The organism is Sphingobacterium kitahiroshimense (assembly GCF_025961315.1).
GTDB classification, from domain to species: Bacteria; Bacteroidota; Bacteroidia; order Sphingobacteriales; family Sphingobacteriaceae; genus Sphingobacterium; species Sphingobacterium anhuiense.
Window position 1 is genome coordinate 650,956 of sequence record NZ_JAOQNK010000001.1, and the last position, 21,750, is coordinate 672,705.

The window sequence follows — 21,750 nt, forward strand, 5'->3', positions numbered from 1 at the left end:
TTAGAGATCTAGTTTTAAGCCCAGCGTAAAGCTCTTTGGAGTTGGCATATAATAATCCATGTAATAGGCGTCAGGATCAATTTTCTCCTTATTTGCTCTCCATATCACACCAATATTGTTCACATTGAAAAAAGCCTTGATATGTTTAAGATAAAGCCTCGTGGCTATATTTTCAGGAACGCTATATGCTAAATTAATATATTGAAATCGGACATGATCTCCTTTACGAATCAAGGGCTCACTTCCTCCATAAAATGCATCCCGTTGCGTAGAAGCGGGGTATGTTATTGATGGCACATATGTCGATTGTTCATCTCCCGTATGTTGCCATCTATTGGCAAAATCCTCATTTCCAATCCATCTCGAAAAAAGATTCTGATAGTTGATTGATCTTTTCCTAAAGTAATACCCCATTTTGTAAGAAATACTCAGACTTAAAGTAAAATCTTTAACCGAAAACGAATTGAGAAAAGAACCAAAATAAGTAGGCAGTGCCGATCCAAAATAAACAAGGTCATCAATCTTGGTACCATTCCCTACCAATGCACGATAGTCTGTACTCACCTCTCCGTTCAAATACCCTCTTGGATCTCCGGTATTCGGATCCAAGCCTGCCCACTTATAGGCAAAGATGGAGTATACTGGTTTCCCTTCTATTCCAGAAATTGGAACAGCAGAGGAAAGAAAACTACTTGCTGCTTGTGTACCAAGATAATATTCGGTCACTTTATCCTTATAAATACTAAAATTTAAAGTACTCTTCCAGTTTAAATAAGATTTTTCTAGATTAACTGTATTTAATTGGATATCTAATCCCTTGCCGGTCATTGAAGCGGTATTTTTTACTAAAGTTGAAATCCCTGTTGTATAGTCGAGCTGTGAACTGCCAAAAAGATTACTTCCATACTTATTGTAAATATCTAAACTACCGCTGATCCTGTCATTTCTATTTGCGAAATCTAGCCCAAAGTTTAAGTTTTTAACTGTCTCCCACCTGAGTTCAGGATTGTTATAGTTAACAAAAATTGAGAACGGATCGCCAGTATAGGGTGAATTATTCAAATACTGGATCGTAGTGACCGCACTCATTGCTGGATCAATATTTCCACTTGATCCCATTGTACTACGGATCTTTAAAAGTGAAAGCTCATTCAGTTTGAACCAAGATTCATCGGAGAGTTTCCAGGCAACTCCCACAGACCAAAATGGATTCCATTGATCATTAGTTCTTAAGCCAAAGAGATTAGAAGCATCCCTTCTTGCACTCAATGTGACGAAATATCGAGACTTAAGATTATAAGCGAAACTTCCGAAAAATGAAAGGAAGTTATTATGAAACTCAGAAATACTGGAATTATCTTTGATAAATTGTCTGCTTCCCGTAATTAGATGCGCATACTGAGTCTTATAGTCTACCGTTCCAAATGTGAGGATATCTTTATTAAAACCATATAATCTATTTGCATTACCCGTGCTGCTTCTTGTCAGTAACTCCGCTCCTATCAGCGAACTGAATTCATGTCGTTTCCACTTATTTAGATAAGACAACTGTCCTCTAAAATTATTGGAAATTGAGTTTGAAAAACTATTATCCAATATTCCACCGACAGGGATATTATATTTCAACCCACCATTGCTATTGATCTCAGTAAAACTATTGATCAAATCGCGGGTATAATAGCTATCAATATCATTATTCAGTCTATTTTCACCGGACTGTTTCTCAAATTGATATTTAAATGATAAATTCAGATCTCCAATAGGCTTGTAATCAATGCCTACATTAATCAATAGGTCGTTCACTCCATTCTCAGATCTAGTATGTTTATGATCTTCAAGAGGATAGTAATTCCAGTCCAACAAATTGTATTGATCGACTATATTATCGATAAAAGATTGTCGATAGACTTTTCCTATAGCTATAGGATTACCCATTTCATCTGCAAAAGAAGTATATGGTAGTATGCCGCTAGCGTTTTGTATGATAGCGCCATATCTTGGTCTGCCGCTACGCTGTTGCTTTTTAGTGTATAAAAGTTCTGTACTTAATTCCAGCGACGCTATAGGTTTATAGCTTGAAAAATTTCGGACATTTATTCTTTCAAAATTAGCATCCAAAACATCTTTATTGCGGTCATACCCTATGGATAACAGGTTGGAAATCTTATCAGCCCTTGCACTTAAGGAAAGCATATGTTGCTGATTGACGGAGTTTTGATACATATATTTGGAATAATCATTTCTGACATCACGATCTCTTAATTTATCAATATCTACATATGCCTTAGACCTTTCGCCCTTTTCATTTTGATCATTATATATCAACCTTTCCACTACAGGCGACAAGAGCATTTTATTGCTAGAATTTATCCATGAATTATAATAGCCGTTTTCATACAGCATCAACTCCGCATCAATAAAATCAGTCGTTGAAATATTCGGTATGGAGAACAGATCAGGTTTATTTCCAAAAGTTGTATTGGAGCTAAAGTCTATTCCAAATGTCTGTCCTTTCTTTCCTTTTTTGCTGGTGATCACAATCACGCCATTGGCGGCTTTTGCCCCCCAGATGGATGAAGCTGAAGCATCTTTAAGAACTGTAATACTTTCAATATTGTTCGGGTTTATGTTGTCAAGGTCCCCATTGTACGGAAAGTTATCCAGCACAATCAAAGGTTCTTTTGGTCCACGAATTGAACTGATTCCTCTTACCGTAATTCTACCTCCAGCATTTGTACCTCTATCAACCATGATTCCGTTGGTGACAGCCTCCAGTCGGTCAAGTATATTAGTACTAACCTGCTGTTCCAATAGTTCAGGACCTATTTTTGTGAATGAACCTGTAGTTTTTTCTTTTGACAAAATCTCATATCCTGTATTGACCTGTACCTCATCCAATACCGCTTCATTTTTCGTCAATCTGAACGTGCTATTATCTTTCAGAGCTTGTAATTGAACTCTGAAAGGTATAAATCCAATATAATTTATTGTTAGAACGGTGTCCCTTAAGTTGGTCTGTACTAAAAAAGCACCCGATTTGTCGGTACTTGTCCGCGTTTTACCATCTATTAACACTGTTGCTCCAAATAAAGGTGTCGTATCAAGATCCGAGATTACCTTTCCATTAATTATTCTTTGTCCCAATGCAGTTGTCCAACAAAATACTAAGTATAGGACAACTATGCTGCTGTATTTTTTTAACATGATTCAGTATTTAATAGTCAAGGTCTATGTTGTCCGTTAAAATAAAGGTGTTCAATGATCTAACTGTCTGTTGGAGTCCAAGTCCATACTTAGCTAATTCAATTTGTAGTGCCTCTAAAGATGTTATCTTTTGATCAAATACTATATCGACATTATACTTGATGCCCGTAATATCCCATATTGGCAGCTTTATAAAATCCAGATCTTCGGTCCGAATAATAAAATTTTGAATAGGTTGATTGCTAAGCTCTGATCGATCATGACGAAATAGGGTGTTCTTTCCTTTGCCCCCTTTTGAGATCAGAATACGAGATCGGACAGAATCAGTAACGACCAATGTAAGACAATCTCGTTCTTTAGGTACTATCCTTCCATAATAGCCGGAGTAATTATTCAGTGTCTTCAGCATATCGGAGTACAGAGTGGATGACCTAGCAGGTGGGTTTATAAAATCGAAACTATACTCCCCTTCTTTTATGAGCGACTGGTCTTTGACAGATAAAACAATTCTTTTACCCGTATAACGATCGTTCATTTCTTCAAAAAGTGCTCTAGCGATGCCTTCGTACATTAGTAATAAGGAGGTATTGGTAAATGATCTTCCAATGACACTATTATTATCATATCTAAATTTACTTCCCTGCGGATATCCTCTAAAACTTCCTTTTGTCAATATTGAATAATGCATTAAAGGATTTTGTGTTGGATAGTGCTCCGATAAAAACAAAGGAGACTGAATATCCATATCATATTTATTGGATGCTGGTGTCGTTCCATTCTGAATGAATTCCTTGATGGAGGATAGCGATACAGATTCGCCAGAAGTAATGGCCGCGACCTTCCGATCAGCGGTAATCCACACATAGTGCGGAATCATTTTGTGTGGAAAATAAGAAGCCAGTAGCTTACTACCAAAAGTGGTAAGCAACTTATAATCATTTTTACCCCTTTTTTCGAAAAATTTTTCCACCCTCGTTTTAACATCCTCTGTTGCCCCTATAATAACAACCTCCCCATCATAATCTTGCTGAATTTTCTGCAGTTCACCAAATTTTTCGATACAGCTGCCACACCATGTGGCCCAAAAATCTAACAGTATTAGCTTCTTGTTACTATAATCACTTAACTTAATACTCTTTTTATCTTCAAGCTCATTAATGACTTGTATTGGCATATCCCAAAGCTCATCAGGGACAGTATCTCCAACTTTAAGTGGAATAATCTGATCAAGCCCATTCACCCCGCTGTCCTTGCGGGGTGTCTGAGCTGATAAACATAAACTATGAAATACTGCGATGATCATGATACAGGGTATCGCAATTACTTTAATGACCTTTAATAAGCAAACAAGTAGATTAAAGGCATGGAGCATAGGAGAAAGCAGGATCCATAGCACCAGCTTCCAATGTATTTTTATATATGAAACCGTAGCTCGATCATGCTCTTGTAGAGCGTAATCATGTCTAACGTCCTCACTTTTTAGTATAGAACTTTTCAATGTGTTTATATTTTGGTTTGTTTTTGATTGAAGACCAAAAAATAACTCAAGATTTAGGACAGTACTTTTCCTTAGGGACAGCACATAGCTCTCCCTATTGCAAGTTTTTTGCATTTTTTTAATGTTTATATTGGAAGTGAATCAAGAGCTAAAAATTTGCCAATATGCTCCCTGTTCAACTTTCAATAGTTAAAAAATAAATTGGAAAAAATGCAATTATTGGTCTACATCAAGGTTAAAAATCGGCTTCGTGATTGCATTTTGAATGGATGGTCAGCATAGTGACTTTGCGCAACAGATCTAATCTGCTGGCTTAATGATGTTTTTCTGGAGTTGTTCTAATCTTGACATACTCATCTTTTTAAAATTATAAATGATGAGTCTCATACCCTCGAAATAAAAACGTGGGATACTATCTAGCATTATTCCCTGGGTCTCACGCCTTCGAAATCAGCTTCAAACGATAGCACCCACGCCTTTATATATTGCTAATATAGCAAAATAAAGGCTATTGGGTGTAATCTACCGCTCTCGTGTTCGATATTTATTTGTGAGACTTGGGAAACGAGACTCGTTAATTACACTACCATACCTAAAAAGGTATAAATCAATTAAGTATTACAACAAATATACATAAAATTTTTTACAAAAAAAGTAATTTCATGATAATTATTAGCGTAACTTTTTATCGGTCTTTGTTTAATGTTAGACCAAGATGAAACTTATAATAAGAAATTAGCACAGAGATTGTCTCAAATCATGAATATTCTTGATATGACGCCTGTTGGTTTCGCCGAGTTTGTAGAGAGAGATGTCTCTCATATTTATGGAATTATTAACCAGTCTAGACCCTTTAATGACACGCTTGCCGAACATATTGGTAAAAAACTAGAGATTAAAGGTGCTAAGATTCTTAATTTGAATGTTACTATCCCCTCAAGTATCGCCAAAACGGAAGCGGTCGTTAACTTCAAACGGGATAATAAAGATAATCCCGAATACTTTTTACATTCCAAAACTGACAGAAGTATAGATGCTTTTGTTTCGGAAGTTCTTGTTAAATCAGACTTCCTTAAAAAGCCTAGATTTCTTAACGAAATAGAGTCATATATCAAAACAGAGTTTCAAAAATCATACATTGATGATCAGCTTTCTAAGGCACTTCGGTACGCAGTTACCAAGAAAACGTTAAAAAGTGAAAAGAAGCCAATCAAATTGAAAAATGGAGATTTTGGGAAAAGACTTGTTGATGTCTACTGGGTTGACAATACGTAGCAGTCACTGGTATAAATACACTACAAAACATCGAATTTAAAGAAACGCGCTACTAATGACAATAAAAACGGCATGACATATTGACACACTTACACTCCTAGATTTTTTTAATATTCTTCTATTGACACCTAATTTATCCGCTAACATTGCTTGATTGTATCTTGTAGATTTTCTGCATTAATGTTATCAATTTTTTTACGTGAGTATTCTTTTTAAATTCTTACATTTAAACTCACAATTATAATTTAAATATGGATGGTTTCATTATTCCTATAGTTTCTGCTGTTGCAGCTGTGGTTGCAAATGCAATTTATATATCAATGGTAAAAAAAGATTTAGATAGAAGGCTTGAATCATATAAAATAGCATATTCTGGAATATTTAAAGAGAAATTAGATTTATATAAAACTATTCTTGAATCAATGGAAAATCTTAGAATTAAGGTTGTGAATTATGGGCATGCAGGCGATAATTCAAACTTTTCCCAACAGGAAATAATGGATGAATTTAATAAATTTATAAGACTAAATGAACATGGAGCTATTTTCTTTAATGATATCATAAAGCAAAATATTTCTGAAATTAGAAATGATTTCCAGCAAGTATTTGATTTATCTATTCAAAATCATTTTAGTAAACAATTAGATATAAAAAACTCTAAAATTGAGCAATACATGGAAAAATTATCAGAGCTTACTAGAGGTGAAAAATACTCAAATTTAAAAGAAAATCTTATCCAAAGCATACGAAAAGATTTCAATATTCAATAATTAATTTAAAAAATTTGGCTATAGCCCAGGTTAATAAAAAAGCCGACGGGACACCAATCGGCTAAACCAATTATAGATCTAGAATTAAGAAGAAGTTGTTTCGATCCCCACAGCCTCAGGCTAAACAAGACCAATTGAATGCTTATCTAAAATTATTGTTCTCATTTTGCCCTTCGGCCACCTTCTTTAGGAAGGACCGAACCGTTTCTTACTCATTCCTAGAATGCTGGCAATCGTTTTTATTACACTGTCGCCCTGATACAGTGTAACCAATGACATAGTTGGTGGTACACTCCCACCAATTGAGAAAATATTCTCTGGAAGTAGCGTATTTTTATTATATATTATCTTGTGGATGAAATTGCATCAACTTTCCATCTGGTGCAATCTTGAGCGAATAATAATTTCCATTATAATAGTAACCTTTATCTTTTTGAATTTGAAATCCCAAATTCTGATCTAGACGTTTTTCAATTATCTCCTGATTACTGTCCAAAACAATGGAAATAATTCTTCTTATATCTTTTAAGGAGTATTGAAAACCTGTCCCCTGTCCCTTCGAAGATTCATTAATTAAAAAATTTTTATAATGTCTAAGATATATATGAATAAATCGTTCAAAATCCCAATAAATATGGTGCCTCCATCCCCACAAAGTTAATGTCTCTGCTTCAAAACCATATACTAATCTCATCAATTCAATCCAGGCCTGTTCATTCTCGACCTTAAGTTTATCTATATTTTTTTGAGCAATACCCAAATGATTACAAATAAATTTAGTTCGTTCTATTCTTCGATTTGCTAGTGATCGATTCAGTAAAAACCTAATAATACTTCCTTTATCATCATATTCAGCGATAGATTTAAGTGCTGTAATAATAACATCATCATAAAATTGATTCGTTGCAGGATTAGTCAAAATATTTTTCCTCTCTACCTCAGTTACTTGATCATGTTCCAATAATAATTTCAGCCCATAATATTGTCTTTTCTCTTCAAGAATCAATGGAATACCTATTTTAATTCGATTTTTAAATAACTGCAGTTGCATCCGTTCTGCATCAAACATTATAGGACTAAAATTAACATTTATAGTATTTGGAATAACTTTGATATCAGTGTTGTCATATTGGTTACTAATTGGCTTTAAATCAAGTGTGCTTACCCGATGAATATCTTTTACATAAAAACCGTCACTCTTCAACAATTGATTGATGATATCATCCTGTAAAGCACCATCTAGAAAAATCAGACCATCATCATATCCAATCTGATCGGAGTTAATTTCAGTTTTCAAATCAGCTCTTTCAGAAGGAGTATAAATAATATATCCATATACAGTTGCCCCATATTTTTTATATGCATTTGAACCAAATTTAAAGTCAAATATTGCATAACGGTCATATTGACCAACTAAGATGAAGATAGTTTGTAAAGAATATTTTAGATCGCTTTCCATAATTAGCCTAATCTAAGATTTATACGGTGATAACAGTCCAATTTTCAGTTGCTCGGATTGCACTTAAAGCATTGGACCCAATAACAGCTGTTCCTGAAATGGGATCAAAATATCGTTGGACTTCTCTCCCCTCAATGGTATTGGTAATGGTAACGATCATGATCTATGATAAATACTATTTTAAAAGCCCGAAAATAAAGGATCGGTTTGATTAAAAAATACGGGAAGCCGTATTTATATACAGATTAATTGCAATAATTTTGATGTAACCTTAAAGGTTTTATATATCATCTTATGAAATACAGTATTCTTTATTTATTTCCTCTAGTAGCAATGTTATGCACCAACTGTATAAACTCAAGTCGTGAGGTAAATACAAGCTCATCGATAGATACCATTAAAAATGACCAAATAAAACTTCTTGGATATGAAATTTTGCCACCAACAATTTCTACAAGTTCAAATAGGACTCTATACAGGGCGAATATCATTTTAAAAGATGACGATGGTTTAAATGAAGAAAAGAATAGGCAACTTCTACTCCATATATACGATTCAATAAGAAATACCAGCTATCGTCCCAATGCTATCAATCTATTTTTGTTTCAGACCTTAGAACATAGCGAGAGTGGTATGGGACAATGGATTGCCCGGATTTCGAAAGCTAAAATTGAAAACGGGCCTACTATATCCGTACAGAATTTTAAAACTAACATCGAGAACGACCTTGCACAAGACGAAGGCAAATCACTTTCTCTAAATGATAGAAAGATGATATTCAAAGAGATTATCGAGGCTGAAGATAAATCAATGCAATTGGCAGACAAAAAGTATCCGAGAACGAGTACTAATAATTTTGACAAGAATGACGATTATCAAAAAAAATTAGTAAAAAAACTCAAATTCACAATCCAAAAAAAATATAATATTGATGAAAAAAGATTAAAAGCAATAGCTCTCGAAGGATTGGAACATAACTGGCCAATGCCTCCTATGTTGAAGGATTAGTATTCTAAATATATTGAATAGTTATTTAAAAAAAACTGAAGACGAAACAAGCAGAATTTAATGTTATCTTTAATTACCAATTATGAACATCTAAATCTTATATAGAAATAAAAGATCACGACCAAATCAACTTAAATAGAAACGATTAAAAAATAATGGTAGGAAACTATGAAAGACGAAGCGAGACTTGAAAACATAGATCAATTAACAAATCTTATTGAAGCAGACTCGAATGAACATGCTCTAAAAGAGATAGCTACGTTGTTTGTAAGTGCGATGAATGATTGGCCATCCCAAAATCAAACTAATATCAATGAATACATAGAAGAGTTACATAACTATTTTGGGACACCCATTACTAAAGATGCAATATTGAGTAAAACCACAAGTGATTCTAGTGAGGATTTATGGAGAAAAGAATCTGCCGCTTCACTCTTAGAATTGCTTGACATTGCAGAAAAACAATATCAAGAGGAAGATCTCAAACAGCTTATCCAAACGATTGTCAAATACTACCAGAATCCTTCAGTAATTACTGATCCGGTGGCATTATTAGAACAATTTGGAGTATATGATGAAAAGATGGATTTATCTAGTTACCAATATCCAACATTAGAATTATTGCCAAGTTTACTCCAGCCTTTATTTTCAAAAATGGGACAAGAAGCTTCTCAGTATAAACTTCCTCTTCTTCTTGATGGTTCCGAAGATTTAAAACTTCGTGAGCTTTACCATCATCCTAATATTTTATTAGCAGGTACCATAGCTTCTGGCAAAACGCAATTCGTCTATAATCAGTTGGTCATGTGGCTGTATTTATACCACCCGGCACAATTAAAACTCGTGATATGCAGAAGTAAGCCTGTTGATTATAATACGTTGGCTATATTGGAGAGACATTTCTTAGCAGCTTTACCAGGTGTAGAAACACCTTTAGTGGAAGGAAAGCAAGTATGCTCAACTATTGATGCAATTATATTAGAGTGTGAGCAAAGATTGAATTTGTTTCAAAAAGCAGGGGTTAAAGGGGTTGAGGATTATAATAACAAATTCATAAATAGAACTCTTGATCCTAATCTAGGACATAGATACCTCCCTAACATTGTGTTAGTAATGGATGATATTCAGACATTTTTAGATGAAAATACGATCAAATCGCTTATAGCACTTACCCAGATGAATCTCTATACAGGAATCTATCTACTCGCTGTAACAAGCCAAATTATGTCGCGCATCATAACACCTCAATTGAGAGCTAATTTCAGTGTGCGTATCGGCATGAAGCTGATGTCTCAAAATGAATCAAAAAAAATATTAGATCGTGTTGGTGCTGAGAAACTAGCATCTCCTGGGGAATTAATCTATGAACAGGGGGAAAGACTAGGAAAAGGTACTCAACCGTATGTCGAATATAACTTTATAGCTGCTATTTGTAAATTTATAAGTGAGCAGCGAGGTTACCCTTCTGTATATCTATTACCTATATACGAAATAGAATCGCCAAGTATTGATGACTTTGACATAGGGATGAGAGATCAACTATTTAGAGAGGCTGCGCAATTAATAGTTATGCACCAACAGGGGTCAACAGCTTTAATACAACGTAAACTTAAGCTAGGTTACAACCGAGCCGGTAGAATCATGGATCAACTGGAAGCAGCAGGTATAGTAGGTCCATTTGAAGGAAGTAAGGCTAGAGAGGTTTTATATCCTGATGAATACACTTTGAATCTATATTTAGACTCACTTGCAAAAAATAATTACGAGATTGATACGCCCTCAGGTTCATCCGATAAGGATAAAAACTTCATAAATAATCCTATTGAACGAAAAGTGCACGGGGATAAAAATGATGAAACCAAATCCGCTCTCCCTAAAAATATAAATAAACTACATACACCACATCAAAGCAGTCGCAAGCTATTATTATATTTAGTCATTTTGATTGCCGTAACTGCTTTCTTCTATTGGATGAGTAAACTGTAAATACGCTGTTAATCCAATCAACTAAATTACTACATACGGTTAACCGTAAAAATTACATACAGTCAATCGATACTTTTGTTACAACAAATTGTTAAATATTAATGAATGAATATTGCTTTTACGGAAAAACATTGATAAATTAGAAAACAGAATTATTAACCGTGTTGGAGTTCTTTACAGAAACTTCTATCCAACATTATTGCAGGCATTCAGTATGAAAAGTTAATGGGGACCTTTTTTATAATATTAATTGTGATTATTATTGCTTTGGTTGCTTCAAGTAAAAAAAACAAAAAGCAGGAGCGCCAATCCATACCCCGAATAAGAGCGGATGAAAAACCGATATCAGGGGAAATGAAGACAGCGATTTTCTACTATGGAGAAGATTGGCGGAACTACCTAAGTACACAAAATTGTCAGTATGAGTTACCAAATAACTTTTTGGAAACTGCTGCACTTGCGCTACGTAAACTTTCCATTAAGGAACAGTATGATCTTAAAAAATTTTTCAATAGTAAAGTCGGACCAAATGTGTTATATAATCTTACGTTCAGATTATTGCAAAACCGTCATTGTAGTACAGATAAGGTTTACAAAGTATACAGAATTGCTATTGACACACTTAAAACACACTCTTTAACATCTTCTACACCCCCTATTCCACCGATGAAGGAAGAGAAACTTTCCCATTTAGCCGTAGAAGAAAATAAAAATGTAGTAATGGATAATATCATACCCCCTGTTCAGCAATTACCTGAGGTAGAAGTATTAAAAATTAACGAGGAAACTATTGATCATAGACCTACTGAATTAGAAATGCCAATTCAAAAGGAAGATAATAGAAGCGATCCACAAGAGCATCATGAAATCCAGTCTATGTTAGATCAATTAATAGTAGGTAACAATTCTGAAGTAATAAACAGTAATATCATTGATATTCCGGATCATCACGAAAAAATTATATCAACTCAACAATTTACTAGCGAGAACACGGGTACAAGTTTTCCATCTCTTAACGATTTAAATATCGAAGAATTACTTGCGCGTTTAGATGATTCTAATCTTTTTCCAGCGGAAGAAGAAAAAGTGATTATTAAACCTATTGAAGAAAATACTGAAAGAAGATTTGAAGATAATTACAACTATGACGACTATTTACTTGGTAAACGTTATAAAGACAAAATGGGGTTGTCAAAAGCACAAGTTGCCCTGGTCAATAAATTATCTGGAGTAAATAATGTTTTCACTGAGGTTGAAGGCTGCTGTATAGAGACCATTACCCTTTTTCTCAGTTGTGTCAAAAAACTAAAAGCTACGCTAACAAAAAAGGGATCTGATTTAAAAATAGAGATTGAAAACCTCTCTGATAACGCACGAAGAATCCATAAAGAAACTAGGGATGGCGAATGGCTGTTCCAAGATTATTACGGGCAAAATCATGTTAATGAATATTTCGAAAAACAGGTCTACTATACAATATTCAAACGGGCAGAAAACCTGATTCGGGAGAAATGGCATCATAAGCGAAAAGTTTCGTCTGACTTTATCCAATACTTTAAGGGCTTAAGTCCTATTTTTGAAGAACGAATTGGGCTTGATGTCAATAAGATTTTAGAAAACCTAAGAACCTCTATCCAAGATCCAGACATGGTAACTGAGATCGAATTGAACAGGATGAATACGACGCGTTGGAAATCTAAATTTGATACAATAAAATATGAATTAAACAGTGACAACATTGAGGACTTTGCAAAAGAAATTCATTCGCTTTTTAAAGAAAATCAAAAAAATTCATCAGCAGAGAACATCTATTACGAAGCTTGCAAGGTTGCCTACACTATTGACAAACAGGAGGCTATAAAGCTTTATCTATATTATCTAAATGCTGATCTAAAATCGGATAAAATTGATGACAAACAGTTAACAAAAACAATACATAAGTCACTCTTTAAAAATGATCATCATGAACAGGCATTTAATGACATTATACAACAATTAAAAGAGGATCGCGATCTCGCCTCTGCAATCGAAAAAGTAGATTCTATATATGCACCAATTCGAAGAAAAATAGAATTGAATATAGACGCTATAAAAACCGTACAAGAACAAGATAAAAGTACTGTTGAGCTATTAAATAACTACCTGCAAGACGAAGAAGAAATAGTAAAAGATACCCTGATTCTAAAAGAAATGATTATGGAGAAGGTGTCAATGGAAACAGAGCATGGGACAGTCGAATCTGACCTTGCTCACCCATTTATTGAAGAGATTGATCTGTCATTAGATCAGCGTGAATTGATCGGTCTATTCACAACCAATAGTTTTGAACTGACTCAGGAGCAGATAACAGATTTTTGTAAAGCAAGAGGCCTGCGATCAGGCCCTATTATTAATGACGTCAACGAAATTTGTTATGAAATTTTAGACGATACGCTCATCGAAGAGCGCGACGAAGAATATATGGACATGAATGAGGATTATTATAAAATGATTATTAAAGCATGAAACTAACAGTAAAGCCTAAAGAAGCAACCGCAATTATCAACTCACTACTCAGTGGCGTGGTGCCAAGAATCGGAGTACAACATATTACCGTAGGACGTTCAGATGAAGTCGATGCATTTATCAAAGCATTGGACGATGTAAAAAATGGTCATAGTATGGTTAAATTCTGGATCGGTGATTTTGGCTCGGGAAAATCTTTTATGCTACATCTACTTAACACGGTAGCATTAAAACAAAAATTTGTGGTATCAACAGCTGACTTTACACCTGACAATCGCCTGTATTCAAATGATGGTAAAGCGCTGGTGCTGTACACAGCTCTAATGGATAACATTGCTATACAGACCAAACCTGAGGGTGGTGCTCTAGCAACTTTACTGGAAAAGTGGATAGAGCAAGTTGTTGCTTCTACTGCTTCGGAAAATAACCTTTCTCTTGTCCAAATAAGAGAAGAGCAATATGTAGAATTGGTGAAAAACAAGATTATGCAGTCAATCAATGAATTGACTGATGTCGGTGGATTTGATTTAGCAAGCGTCATCATGAAGTACTATGAAGGATATATAAATGATGATGAGCTACTTAAAAGAAATGCCCTAAGATGGTTAAAGGGGCAATATAAGACGAAGACTGAGGCGCGACAAGATCTTGGTGTCCGTGAGGTGATCAACGACTTGAACTTCTACGACATGCTTAAAAATTTCACAGCCTTATTTGTCAGCATGGGATATAGTGGTTTTATGATTAATCTGGATGAAGCTATCAATCTGTATAAGATCTCTACATCGACTATGCGTGAAAAGAACTATGAAAAGATACTAACAATTTATAACGATTGTTTCCAAGGTAAAGTCAGCAACTTATTTATCAATATAGCGGGTACGCGTGAGTTTCTTGAAAATGAGCGTCGTGGTCTATTTAGTTATCAAGCTTTAAAATCAAGATTAGAAACAAATAAATTTGAAACATTGCAGATACGCGATTTTGCACAGCCGGTGATCCGATTGATGCCAATCGATCATAACGAAATATTTGTATTGCTCAACAAACTTAAAGATGTGTTTGAGTTTCATTATAAGGTGGAAATTGATATTTCTAACAGTGAGATACAAAATTTTATGGAGGAAATATATAATAAACCTGGTGCAAGTGAATTTTTGACACCAAGGGAAGTAATACGTGATTTTCTAAATATTTTGAGCATCCTGCGTCAAAATCCGGAATTGGATAAAGCTTCGCTCTTTAGCAATATTCAAATAAAGGATGAACGCCCGGTCGATGTTTTATTAGACAGTATAGAGGAACTATAATATGGCATTTGAACTGCTCTCTGAACCTATCAGACGCTATGTGAAAGACAAGCGATGGGAAAGTCTTCGACCGATACAAGTCGCTGCAATCAGTAAAATCATGAAGAGCGATGACAATGTGATATTGGCAAGCAGAACGGCTTCTGGTAAAACGGAAGCTGCCTTCCTCCCTATCCTATCTAAAATAAGTCCTCGGAGCAAGAGCGTTCAAGTCTTATACATTTCCCCATTGATCGCTTTGATTAATGATCAATTTGTGCGGGTGGAAGACCTATGCAGTTATCTAGATATCAAAGTAACTAAATGGCATGGTGAAGCAAATAGAACAGCAAAGGAGCATCTGATTAAAGATCCTAACGGCGTAGTTTTGATTACACCTGAATCTTTGGAGGCCATGCTGGTCAATAAACCTCAAAACGTCAGGATCTTATTCAACGATCTGAAATATATCGTAATTGATGAAATTCATTCGTTTATCGGTACAGACAGAGGTATTCAACTGAAATCTATATTGCACCGCATTCAAAAAAGTGCTAGCGTGAAGCCCACCATCGTAGGCCTATCAGCAACACTCGGAGATTTCGATGAAGCTAAATCTATGACAGGCTATCCAGAGGCCACTGTTGTACTGCGTGACCGAACCGCAAAGAGCATGACTACTTCTTTCCGATTTTTCGAGAGTTTACCAAATCAACTTTCAATAGACCTTCTGAAAGATCTATACAAAGAAACTTACTCCAATAAAGTTTTGGTATTTCCCAATAGCCGTGGCCGGGCTGAAGAGGTAGCTGTCAAACTTAAAAGGATTGCTGAAAAGGTAAATGGACATACGGCTTACTATTCGCACCATTCATCAGTCGATCGTGAGTTGAGGGAATGGATTGAACATTTTGCGAAAACAAATAAGTATCATCCATTTGTGATATCCTGCACCTCGACACTTGAACTCGGTATTGACATCGGAAGCGTAGAAAAAGTAGTTCAAATAGATGCTACGCATTCTATAGCATCACTAATACAGCGTGTGGGTCGAAGCGGGCGCAAGGATGGACAAGCAAGTTCTTTACTGTTATATGCAACTGGAAAATGGAGCCTGCTACAGTCCCTGGCTTGCTGGGAACTTTATAAGCAGGAATTTATAGAGCCGCCCTTCGTAGCATCAAAGGCGTTTGATCTATTTGCGCATCAGCTATTGGCTGTAGTAAAACAATATAGTTGCTTATCTATTCCGGTTTTAAAAACCGAGCTCGAGGAAAACTTTGCATTTAAGGATATCACATCAGAAGAGTTTGAAGCTATTTTAAGTCACCTTATCGAAACTGATATGCTTGAACAGTTGGGCAAAGAGGTTATCATAGGGCTCGAGGGTGAACGCATTGTGAATTCTCGGGATTTTTATTCAGTATTTGCCACTGAAATACATTTTAAGGTGTTACATGATGGCAAATCCATCGGTGATCTTCCCTCCTCCTCGCCGATCATGATCGAAGATAATATTTTATTGGCCGCCAAGATCTGGAAAGTTGTTGATATAGACTTTAGAAGCAGGAAAATATTTGTCAAACCGACTAACGATGGTAAACCTCCGATTTTTGGTGGTGAACCGGGTAATACGCATCCTTTGGTTAGGCAGAAAATGCTCGAACTTTTGATGACCTCGTCTATTCATCCTGAACTTGATGAAACTTGCACAGCGAAATTAGATGATATGCGCCAGGTATTTCAAGATATTCCTATTGAGAGTTTGGAAGATGATCGTCCGCTTTTAATTGGCGAAAATTCCTACAAATTTTACACCTTTCAGGGGTCAAAGATATTTGATACATTAAAATTTATTTTATCAGCGGCAGGTATAGAATTCCGGCACCTTGACCCGGCAGCCTGTTTTGAAATTGATCTAGACCAGGGATTTGAATGGTCTGCTCCAAAGCTACTTGCTGTTGTGACAGATTTAGATCGTCATCTAGCATTACGGATCGATACCAATCCAGCGATATTGAGTTTTGCAAAATGGGCAATACTTCTCCCTAAAGATAAGCAGGTAGAGCTTTTAAAAACTAGACGGTATGATTTCGAGGGAGCAGTAAAGTTTATAAACTCAGTTCGATGGGTTTATGTCAAAACGTATAATAATGATAGTCTGGAAAATTTTGTACTAGACGCATAAATCAAAATTTTTCTGTTATGATTATTACACATATAATTCTCGTAGAAATTGACACGGATAATTCGACAATAGCCTTAAAGATTAAGGATCTTAAAAGCTTAAAGCTGAATAAGTACTCAAGTCTCCAATATAATAAAAGTTTTGCAATCTGCACAAGCAATAAACACTTAGCTGTAAGCATAAAATCTGGCATCGAAGCGTTAATTTTAAATGATATGATTAATGATTACAACGGAACCATTTATAGCATTTCAGCTTTAAGCAAAGTAGTTACAGGATGTAATTTTTATAAAAGTGAGATTCCAGACATAGAAATTATCAAGAATATAAAGGCTCTAGCAAATATAAAAATTCCTGATATCGATACATACGAGGGTGCTATAGAATTCTACGACAACTATAATCTAATAATCACTCAAATCGACGAATTGATAAGTAATGGTGCTGAATTTTCTAAAAACAACAGAAAGGATCAAATATCCATTATACACAACCGAAATTTACCTATTTTGGATCAGCTGAATTTCGACTGGGTATACAATAAAGATAACAATGTAGTATTCGATAATACTGGTCTTGTAAGATGGAGACGTGAAGGTCGATTCTCAGAACATAGACGACTTATAGAGATTAAGTATTTTCGATAGGCTATATTTATATTCTTGAAAAAGGGAAATCGTAAACATTCGAAACAAACTGTTCCTATTTTATGTGAAGTAAAAATGAAAATCAAATCAATAAAAAAATCCAGAATATAATGACAGAGCAATTAAGTGTTTTCATGAACGCTGGCCTGAAATTTCAACAGTAATTTATGAAGATCACATTTACACTGTTGGAAATGTGATACAATCCCTGCTTTAGTGGTATCTCTTGGTAAAAGATGAAAAAATAATCGGCTGTTAAGGATTAATAACTAATGAATTTATAAGTAGAAATTATTTACATTAAAAACAATGGATGCAAACATTGAAAAATTAAAAAGTATTGAACACGGCTTCAAACATATCATTGAAGCAGGTGATCTTATATTAAAGGACATTTCAATCAATCATATGGAATTTGCAAAAAAGCTGCTAGATGATGACGCTTATCAGATCAGAATGTTGGCGACTTATCTTGTAGGGCAATTGTCAGTTGAATATGAAAACGCACTTGAAATCCTTGAGACTAAAGTTGCAACGGATGTTAGCTGGAGAGTACAGGAAATGTTAGCCAAAGCATTTGATTATTACTGTCACACTATTGGCTATCAGAAATCTTTGCCCAAAATTGAAAAATGGATCAGCGATGATAATCCCAATGTAAAAAGAGCCGTTATCGAAGGATTAAGAATTTGGACAAACAGACCCTACTTCAAAGAGAATCCTGAAAATGCCATTAAACTGATTGCAAAATTTAGGTCAGACGATAATGAATATTTACGAAGATCAATCGGTAATTCTTTGCGGGATATCAGTAAAAAGCATAAAAATTTGGTAGATCAAGAAGTTTCAACTTGGAATTTGGCGGACAAAAAAATAGTATTTATTCAGAAATTGATCTACAAGTAAGATGGCTTCTAAAATGAGATCATTATAATTTCCTCTATATCTACAAACTTGCTTTAGAAATTACAAACGTCGTACTAACCATTTACTATTCTCCAATTTTTAACTTTCAAAGTAACCTGACCTTCATCACATCAATCTAAAATATTTAGACAAAACTTTGCTCTTCAGCTCGCCTGAACCTAAACATTTGTGAAAAGAGTCTTTTTACTGTTATTATTTTAGTTGGCTAAAGAAATTCGGTCCTTGGATCTATCCAAAATAGGTCACGGAGTTGCAGTAGTTCTTCTATGTCCATCAAGTTATAAACCAGCTCATCTTTCTCTTCTAAAGGAATCGTTATTTGTTGATCCGTTCCAAATAAAAAAATGGTTAAAATAGCATCCTTGTCATATATCGAGATATCTGACTGTACCATAGTAACATCATGTTTGTTAAACCATTCTCTTGCCTGCTCTTGATCTAGGCAGATCAGGGATCGGGTTAGATCTTCAAGATCTCGCATCTCATCGATCATATGAGTGGGATAATTTACGCCAATATAAGCTAGATACATAAGATGATTGCCAGTGCGTAAGGCATAATTACGTATTAAAACCCGCTTCGGATCGAATGAAAAAACATAATATTCTGGATCGGAGATAAACTTATACTGCTTGCCGTAAAACTGAATTTTATCCTCCAATTCTTCTAAATGATCTATTTCTATAAATACTTCTCCTAAAAGCTGCCCTTCATCTATATTGGCAAGTGCATCGTCAATGACCAATAGCGCTTGCTCTTCCATAGGAACAATGCTTCCACTACAATCTAGGTGTAACAAATAATCATCAACATCAGGTACAGTTAACGGATACCATGTTGGGTTTTCGTCGTCAACTGTATTTTTAGATGTTAAAATGTTATAACCGTTACGCTTTAATTCTAATAGTATAATTCTGCTCAGGGGGACAAACTTCATAAGATCTTACACATATCACTAAAACAAACTTTGCTGCATGGGTCCATCCTGTCCTAAAGGTGGCAGATCTGACCATTGATAGGGTTCGTACCGATGCTTGCCATCTGGCCTGTTGGGATATCCTCTTAAAGTGTAAACGGGATAATAATCCAGTTCCTGATCGGAGATTTCGTAATTGAAAATAGGTATCAGCGCTTCTTCATCTTTGGCGGATAGCCATTGCTGCTCGAGTTCAGGTGTTAAGAATAAGGGCATGCGCCTTTTGTTCGGCCCATCGTTATGGATCTGGCCCATCACGGTATTGGCTTCACGTGTGAGCATACCAAAGCTTCCTATTTTATGGATCTCTCCTTCCTGATCAACGATCTCATGCCATTGATACAATCCTGGGATATAGAAGATTTCTCTTCCTTTCTCTCCAATGAAATAGGGTACTTTCTTCTTCCATCCGTGTACTTTACGGTGCTCAAAGGTACCGGATACGGGGATAAGACAACGTTGATTTTTGAGTCTATGCCAATAGGATTTACTATCGGCAAGGATCCGCTCGCTCCGCACATTGATCATATTGCGACGGCGGTCTTCCTGTTCTTTGGGATCTTTGATATAGGTGGGCAATACGCCCCACTCCATTTCAAGTAAGCCCAGCTCCTCGCCTTCTTTGTCTTTGTAGATGATGGGATATGCGGGAAAGGTGATGGCCTGCACGTTTTCAAAATAATGGTAGTCGTATTCGAGCTGTTTGCGTTCGTCCCGTAACTTAGGGAATGCTTTCTTGACGATTTCAAGATCGGTATGAAGTGATATGTCCCAGCACATAGTTCTTTATATTGATAGTATGTTTATTGTTAAACACGGTGATGTATTCATTTGTTTTGCCTGTGGCTATTAACTGATGAGATCAATAGCCCTAACTTTTTTTTGTGTCTTACCATCGGTAATGATCGCCCATACGCGGCCATGCTCGAGGGTAAAGAGGATATCGATCGGATCTTTCCTCTTGAAGGTGGTCTGGTTACGGAGGTAACCGACAATCTTGCTTTCGTACATGCGCAACATGCGCTTGTCCCACTTTTCTTCGCGAAAGCGATTATTGAAAATGCGATAGCCTGAATTGGTTTCCAGTAACTGCTGTATGCTATGTGCGTCTGCCGGTATCTGTATGGCTTTCCCTTCTTTGGGGCCCAGTTCTGCAGCATGGGCATGAGCTTCTTCGGCTGACCAATACGGCGAAAGCAGAAAACCTGTCCCTTTGACAACATCGGGCCACTCGAACCGCTGCAGTACAAAATCACGGTAACCCTGTTCCAGAAATTCCTGAAAGGTACTACGGGTGAGTTGTTCAAATGGATTGTATAGCATAACGGTATCGCGTTGTTGATACGAATATAAGAAAATGACGGTTTAGTCTGCGTGTAAATTCTTCAATATAAACTTTGATTAATATCATTTATGGATGACTCAATTGTATTTTGTTTTGAATTTATAAGGTTTAAATAAGATTTTAGAACTGGAGCGACAATGTAGTCGTTCTGGCAACGATACTTTGAAAGAGATACCAACGGAGCGTATCTGCTACAAAGTTTATCTAATTAGTCAGACAGTGTCTGACCAATTACAAAACAGTAATTTTGAAAACGATACATATCAAAAATCATTGCATCACCATATTAATTCTGATCTTATAAAGCCTGAAGAATTTCCTACAAAACTATCATATTCTCATTTCTTGGAATTGATTATAACAAAGGTATCTGTGAAGTTTAATTAATACAAAAACTGACGATAGCCCTGTTTCAGAAATTCCTGAAAGGACCACGGGTGAGCTGTTCAAATGGAATGTATAGCATAACGGTATTGTGTTGTTGATACGAATATAAGGAATATCAATAGAAATTTCACGGCATTTACCGCTATATACTCCGTGGATCTGGCTTAAGGGGCATCTTGGCACAGCGGATCACCCACAATATAGAACACTTGAAAACAACAACTTAAAAACATTTTAAAAATGAAAATATAAATATTTTTGCATGAAATTTGAATTTTATTTCATA

The 21,750-nt window shown here is 35.5% G+C and carries 16 protein-coding genes; 9 read left to right on the plus strand and 7 right to left on the minus strand.

Annotation, left to right across the window (positions count from 1 at the left end):
• Both M2265_RS02900 and M2265_RS02905 read right to left on the minus strand, forming a co-directional pair.
• The gene (locus tag M2265_RS02900) at positions 1-3,204 is read right to left on the minus strand and encodes a SusC/RagA family TonB-linked outer membrane protein (protein WP_132767954.1); all 3,204 of its coding nucleotides are present in this window, start codon (positions 3,202-3,204) and stop codon (positions 1-3) included.
• Positions 3,205-3,214: 10 nt separating this feature from the next.
• Positions 3,215-4,816 (minus strand): TlpA family protein disulfide reductase, encoded by a 1,602-nt coding sequence (locus tag M2265_RS02905; protein ID WP_132767953.1) that lies wholly within the window; start codon positions 4,814-4,816, stop codon positions 3,215-3,217.
• Positions 4,817-5,404: 588 nt separating this feature from the next.
• On the opposite strand from M2265_RS02905, the gene M2265_RS02910 reads away from it, so the two are divergent.
• Together M2265_RS02910 and M2265_RS02915 are read left to right on the plus strand one after the other, a co-directional pair.
• Positions 5,405-5,977 carry a hypothetical protein gene (locus M2265_RS02910; protein ID WP_132767951.1) on the plus strand — a complete coding sequence of 191 codons (573 nt, stop codon included), beginning with the start codon at positions 5,405-5,407 and terminating at the stop codon, positions 5,975-5,977.
• 251 nt (positions 5,978-6,228) lie between these two features.
• Complete coding sequence (locus tag M2265_RS02915; protein WP_132767950.1) at positions 6,229-6,747, plus strand: hypothetical protein; 519 nt, start codon at positions 6,229-6,231, stop codon at positions 6,745-6,747.
• A gap of 337 nt (positions 6,748-7,084) precedes the next feature.
• Here the strand turns inward: M2265_RS02915 and M2265_RS02920 are convergent, their stop codons facing one another.
• Together M2265_RS02920 and M2265_RS02925 are read right to left on the minus strand one after the other, a co-directional pair.
• Positions 7,085-8,206 (minus strand): hypothetical protein, encoded by a 1,122-nt coding sequence (locus M2265_RS02920; RefSeq protein WP_132767948.1) that lies wholly within the window; start codon positions 8,204-8,206, stop codon positions 7,085-7,087.
• A gap of 19 nt (positions 8,207-8,225) precedes the next feature.
• Positions 8,226-8,366 carry a heavy metal-binding domain-containing protein gene (locus M2265_RS02925; protein WP_132767947.1) on the minus strand — a complete coding sequence of 47 codons (141 nt, stop codon included), beginning with the start codon at positions 8,364-8,366 and terminating at the stop codon, positions 8,226-8,228.
• Positions 8,367-8,500: 134 nt separating this feature from the next.
• On the opposite strand from M2265_RS02925, the gene M2265_RS02930 reads away from it, so the two are divergent.
• From M2265_RS02930 to M2265_RS02960, 7 genes are all read left to right on the plus strand, one after another.
• On the plus strand, positions 8,501-9,214 hold the full coding sequence (locus M2265_RS02930; protein WP_132767945.1) for a hypothetical protein: 714 nt from the start codon (positions 8,501-8,503) through the stop codon (positions 9,212-9,214).
• A gap of 168 nt (positions 9,215-9,382) precedes the next feature.
• Positions 9,383-11,200, plus strand: a complete 1,818-nt coding sequence (locus M2265_RS02935) for a DNA translocase FtsK (RefSeq protein ID WP_132767943.1) — start codon at positions 9,383-9,385, stop codon at positions 11,198-11,200.
• Between the two features lie 252 nt (positions 11,201-11,452).
• On the plus strand, positions 11,453-13,705 hold the full coding sequence (locus tag M2265_RS02940; protein WP_165905824.1) for a tellurite resistance TerB C-terminal domain-containing protein: 2,253 nt from the start codon (positions 11,453-11,455) through the stop codon (positions 13,703-13,705).
• Positions 13,702-15,015, plus strand: a complete 1,314-nt coding sequence (locus tag M2265_RS02945) for an ATP-binding protein (protein WP_132767939.1) — start codon at positions 13,702-13,704, stop codon at positions 15,013-15,015. The genes M2265_RS02940 and M2265_RS02945 overlap by 4 nt, the downstream gene beginning before the upstream one ends.
• 1 nt (position 15,016) lies before the next feature.
• Entirely contained in the window at positions 15,017-17,182 is a 2,166-nt protein-coding gene (locus M2265_RS02950; RefSeq protein WP_132767938.1) for a DEAD/DEAH box helicase, read from the plus strand.
• 17 nt (positions 17,183-17,199) lie between these two features.
• Positions 17,200-17,829 carry a hypothetical protein gene (locus M2265_RS02955; protein WP_132767936.1) on the plus strand — a complete coding sequence of 210 codons (630 nt, stop codon included), beginning with the start codon at positions 17,200-17,202 and terminating at the stop codon, positions 17,827-17,829.
• A 309-nt stretch (positions 17,830-18,138) separates the two neighbouring features.
• A complete protein-coding gene (locus tag M2265_RS02960; protein WP_132767934.1) occupies positions 18,139-18,735 on the plus strand; it encodes a DNA alkylation repair protein in 597 nt (198 codons plus the stop codon).
• Between the two features lie 226 nt (positions 18,736-18,961).
• On the opposite strand, the gene M2265_RS02965 is transcribed toward M2265_RS02960, so the two are convergent.
• From M2265_RS02965 to M2265_RS02975, 3 genes are all read right to left on the minus strand, one after another.
• On the minus strand, positions 18,962-19,693 hold the full coding sequence (locus M2265_RS02965; RefSeq protein WP_132767932.1) for a hypothetical protein: 732 nt from the start codon (positions 19,691-19,693) through the stop codon (positions 18,962-18,964).
• An 18-nt stretch (positions 19,694-19,711) separates the two neighbouring features.
• Positions 19,712-20,512, minus strand: a complete 801-nt coding sequence (locus M2265_RS02970) for an SOS response-associated peptidase (protein WP_132767931.1) — start codon at positions 20,510-20,512, stop codon at positions 19,712-19,714.
• Between the two features lie 69 nt (positions 20,513-20,581).
• A complete protein-coding gene (locus tag M2265_RS02975) occupies positions 20,582-21,055 on the minus strand; it encodes a hypothetical protein (protein ID WP_132767929.1) in 474 nt (157 codons plus the stop codon).
• Between the last annotated feature and the right edge of the window lie 695 nt (positions 21,056-21,750).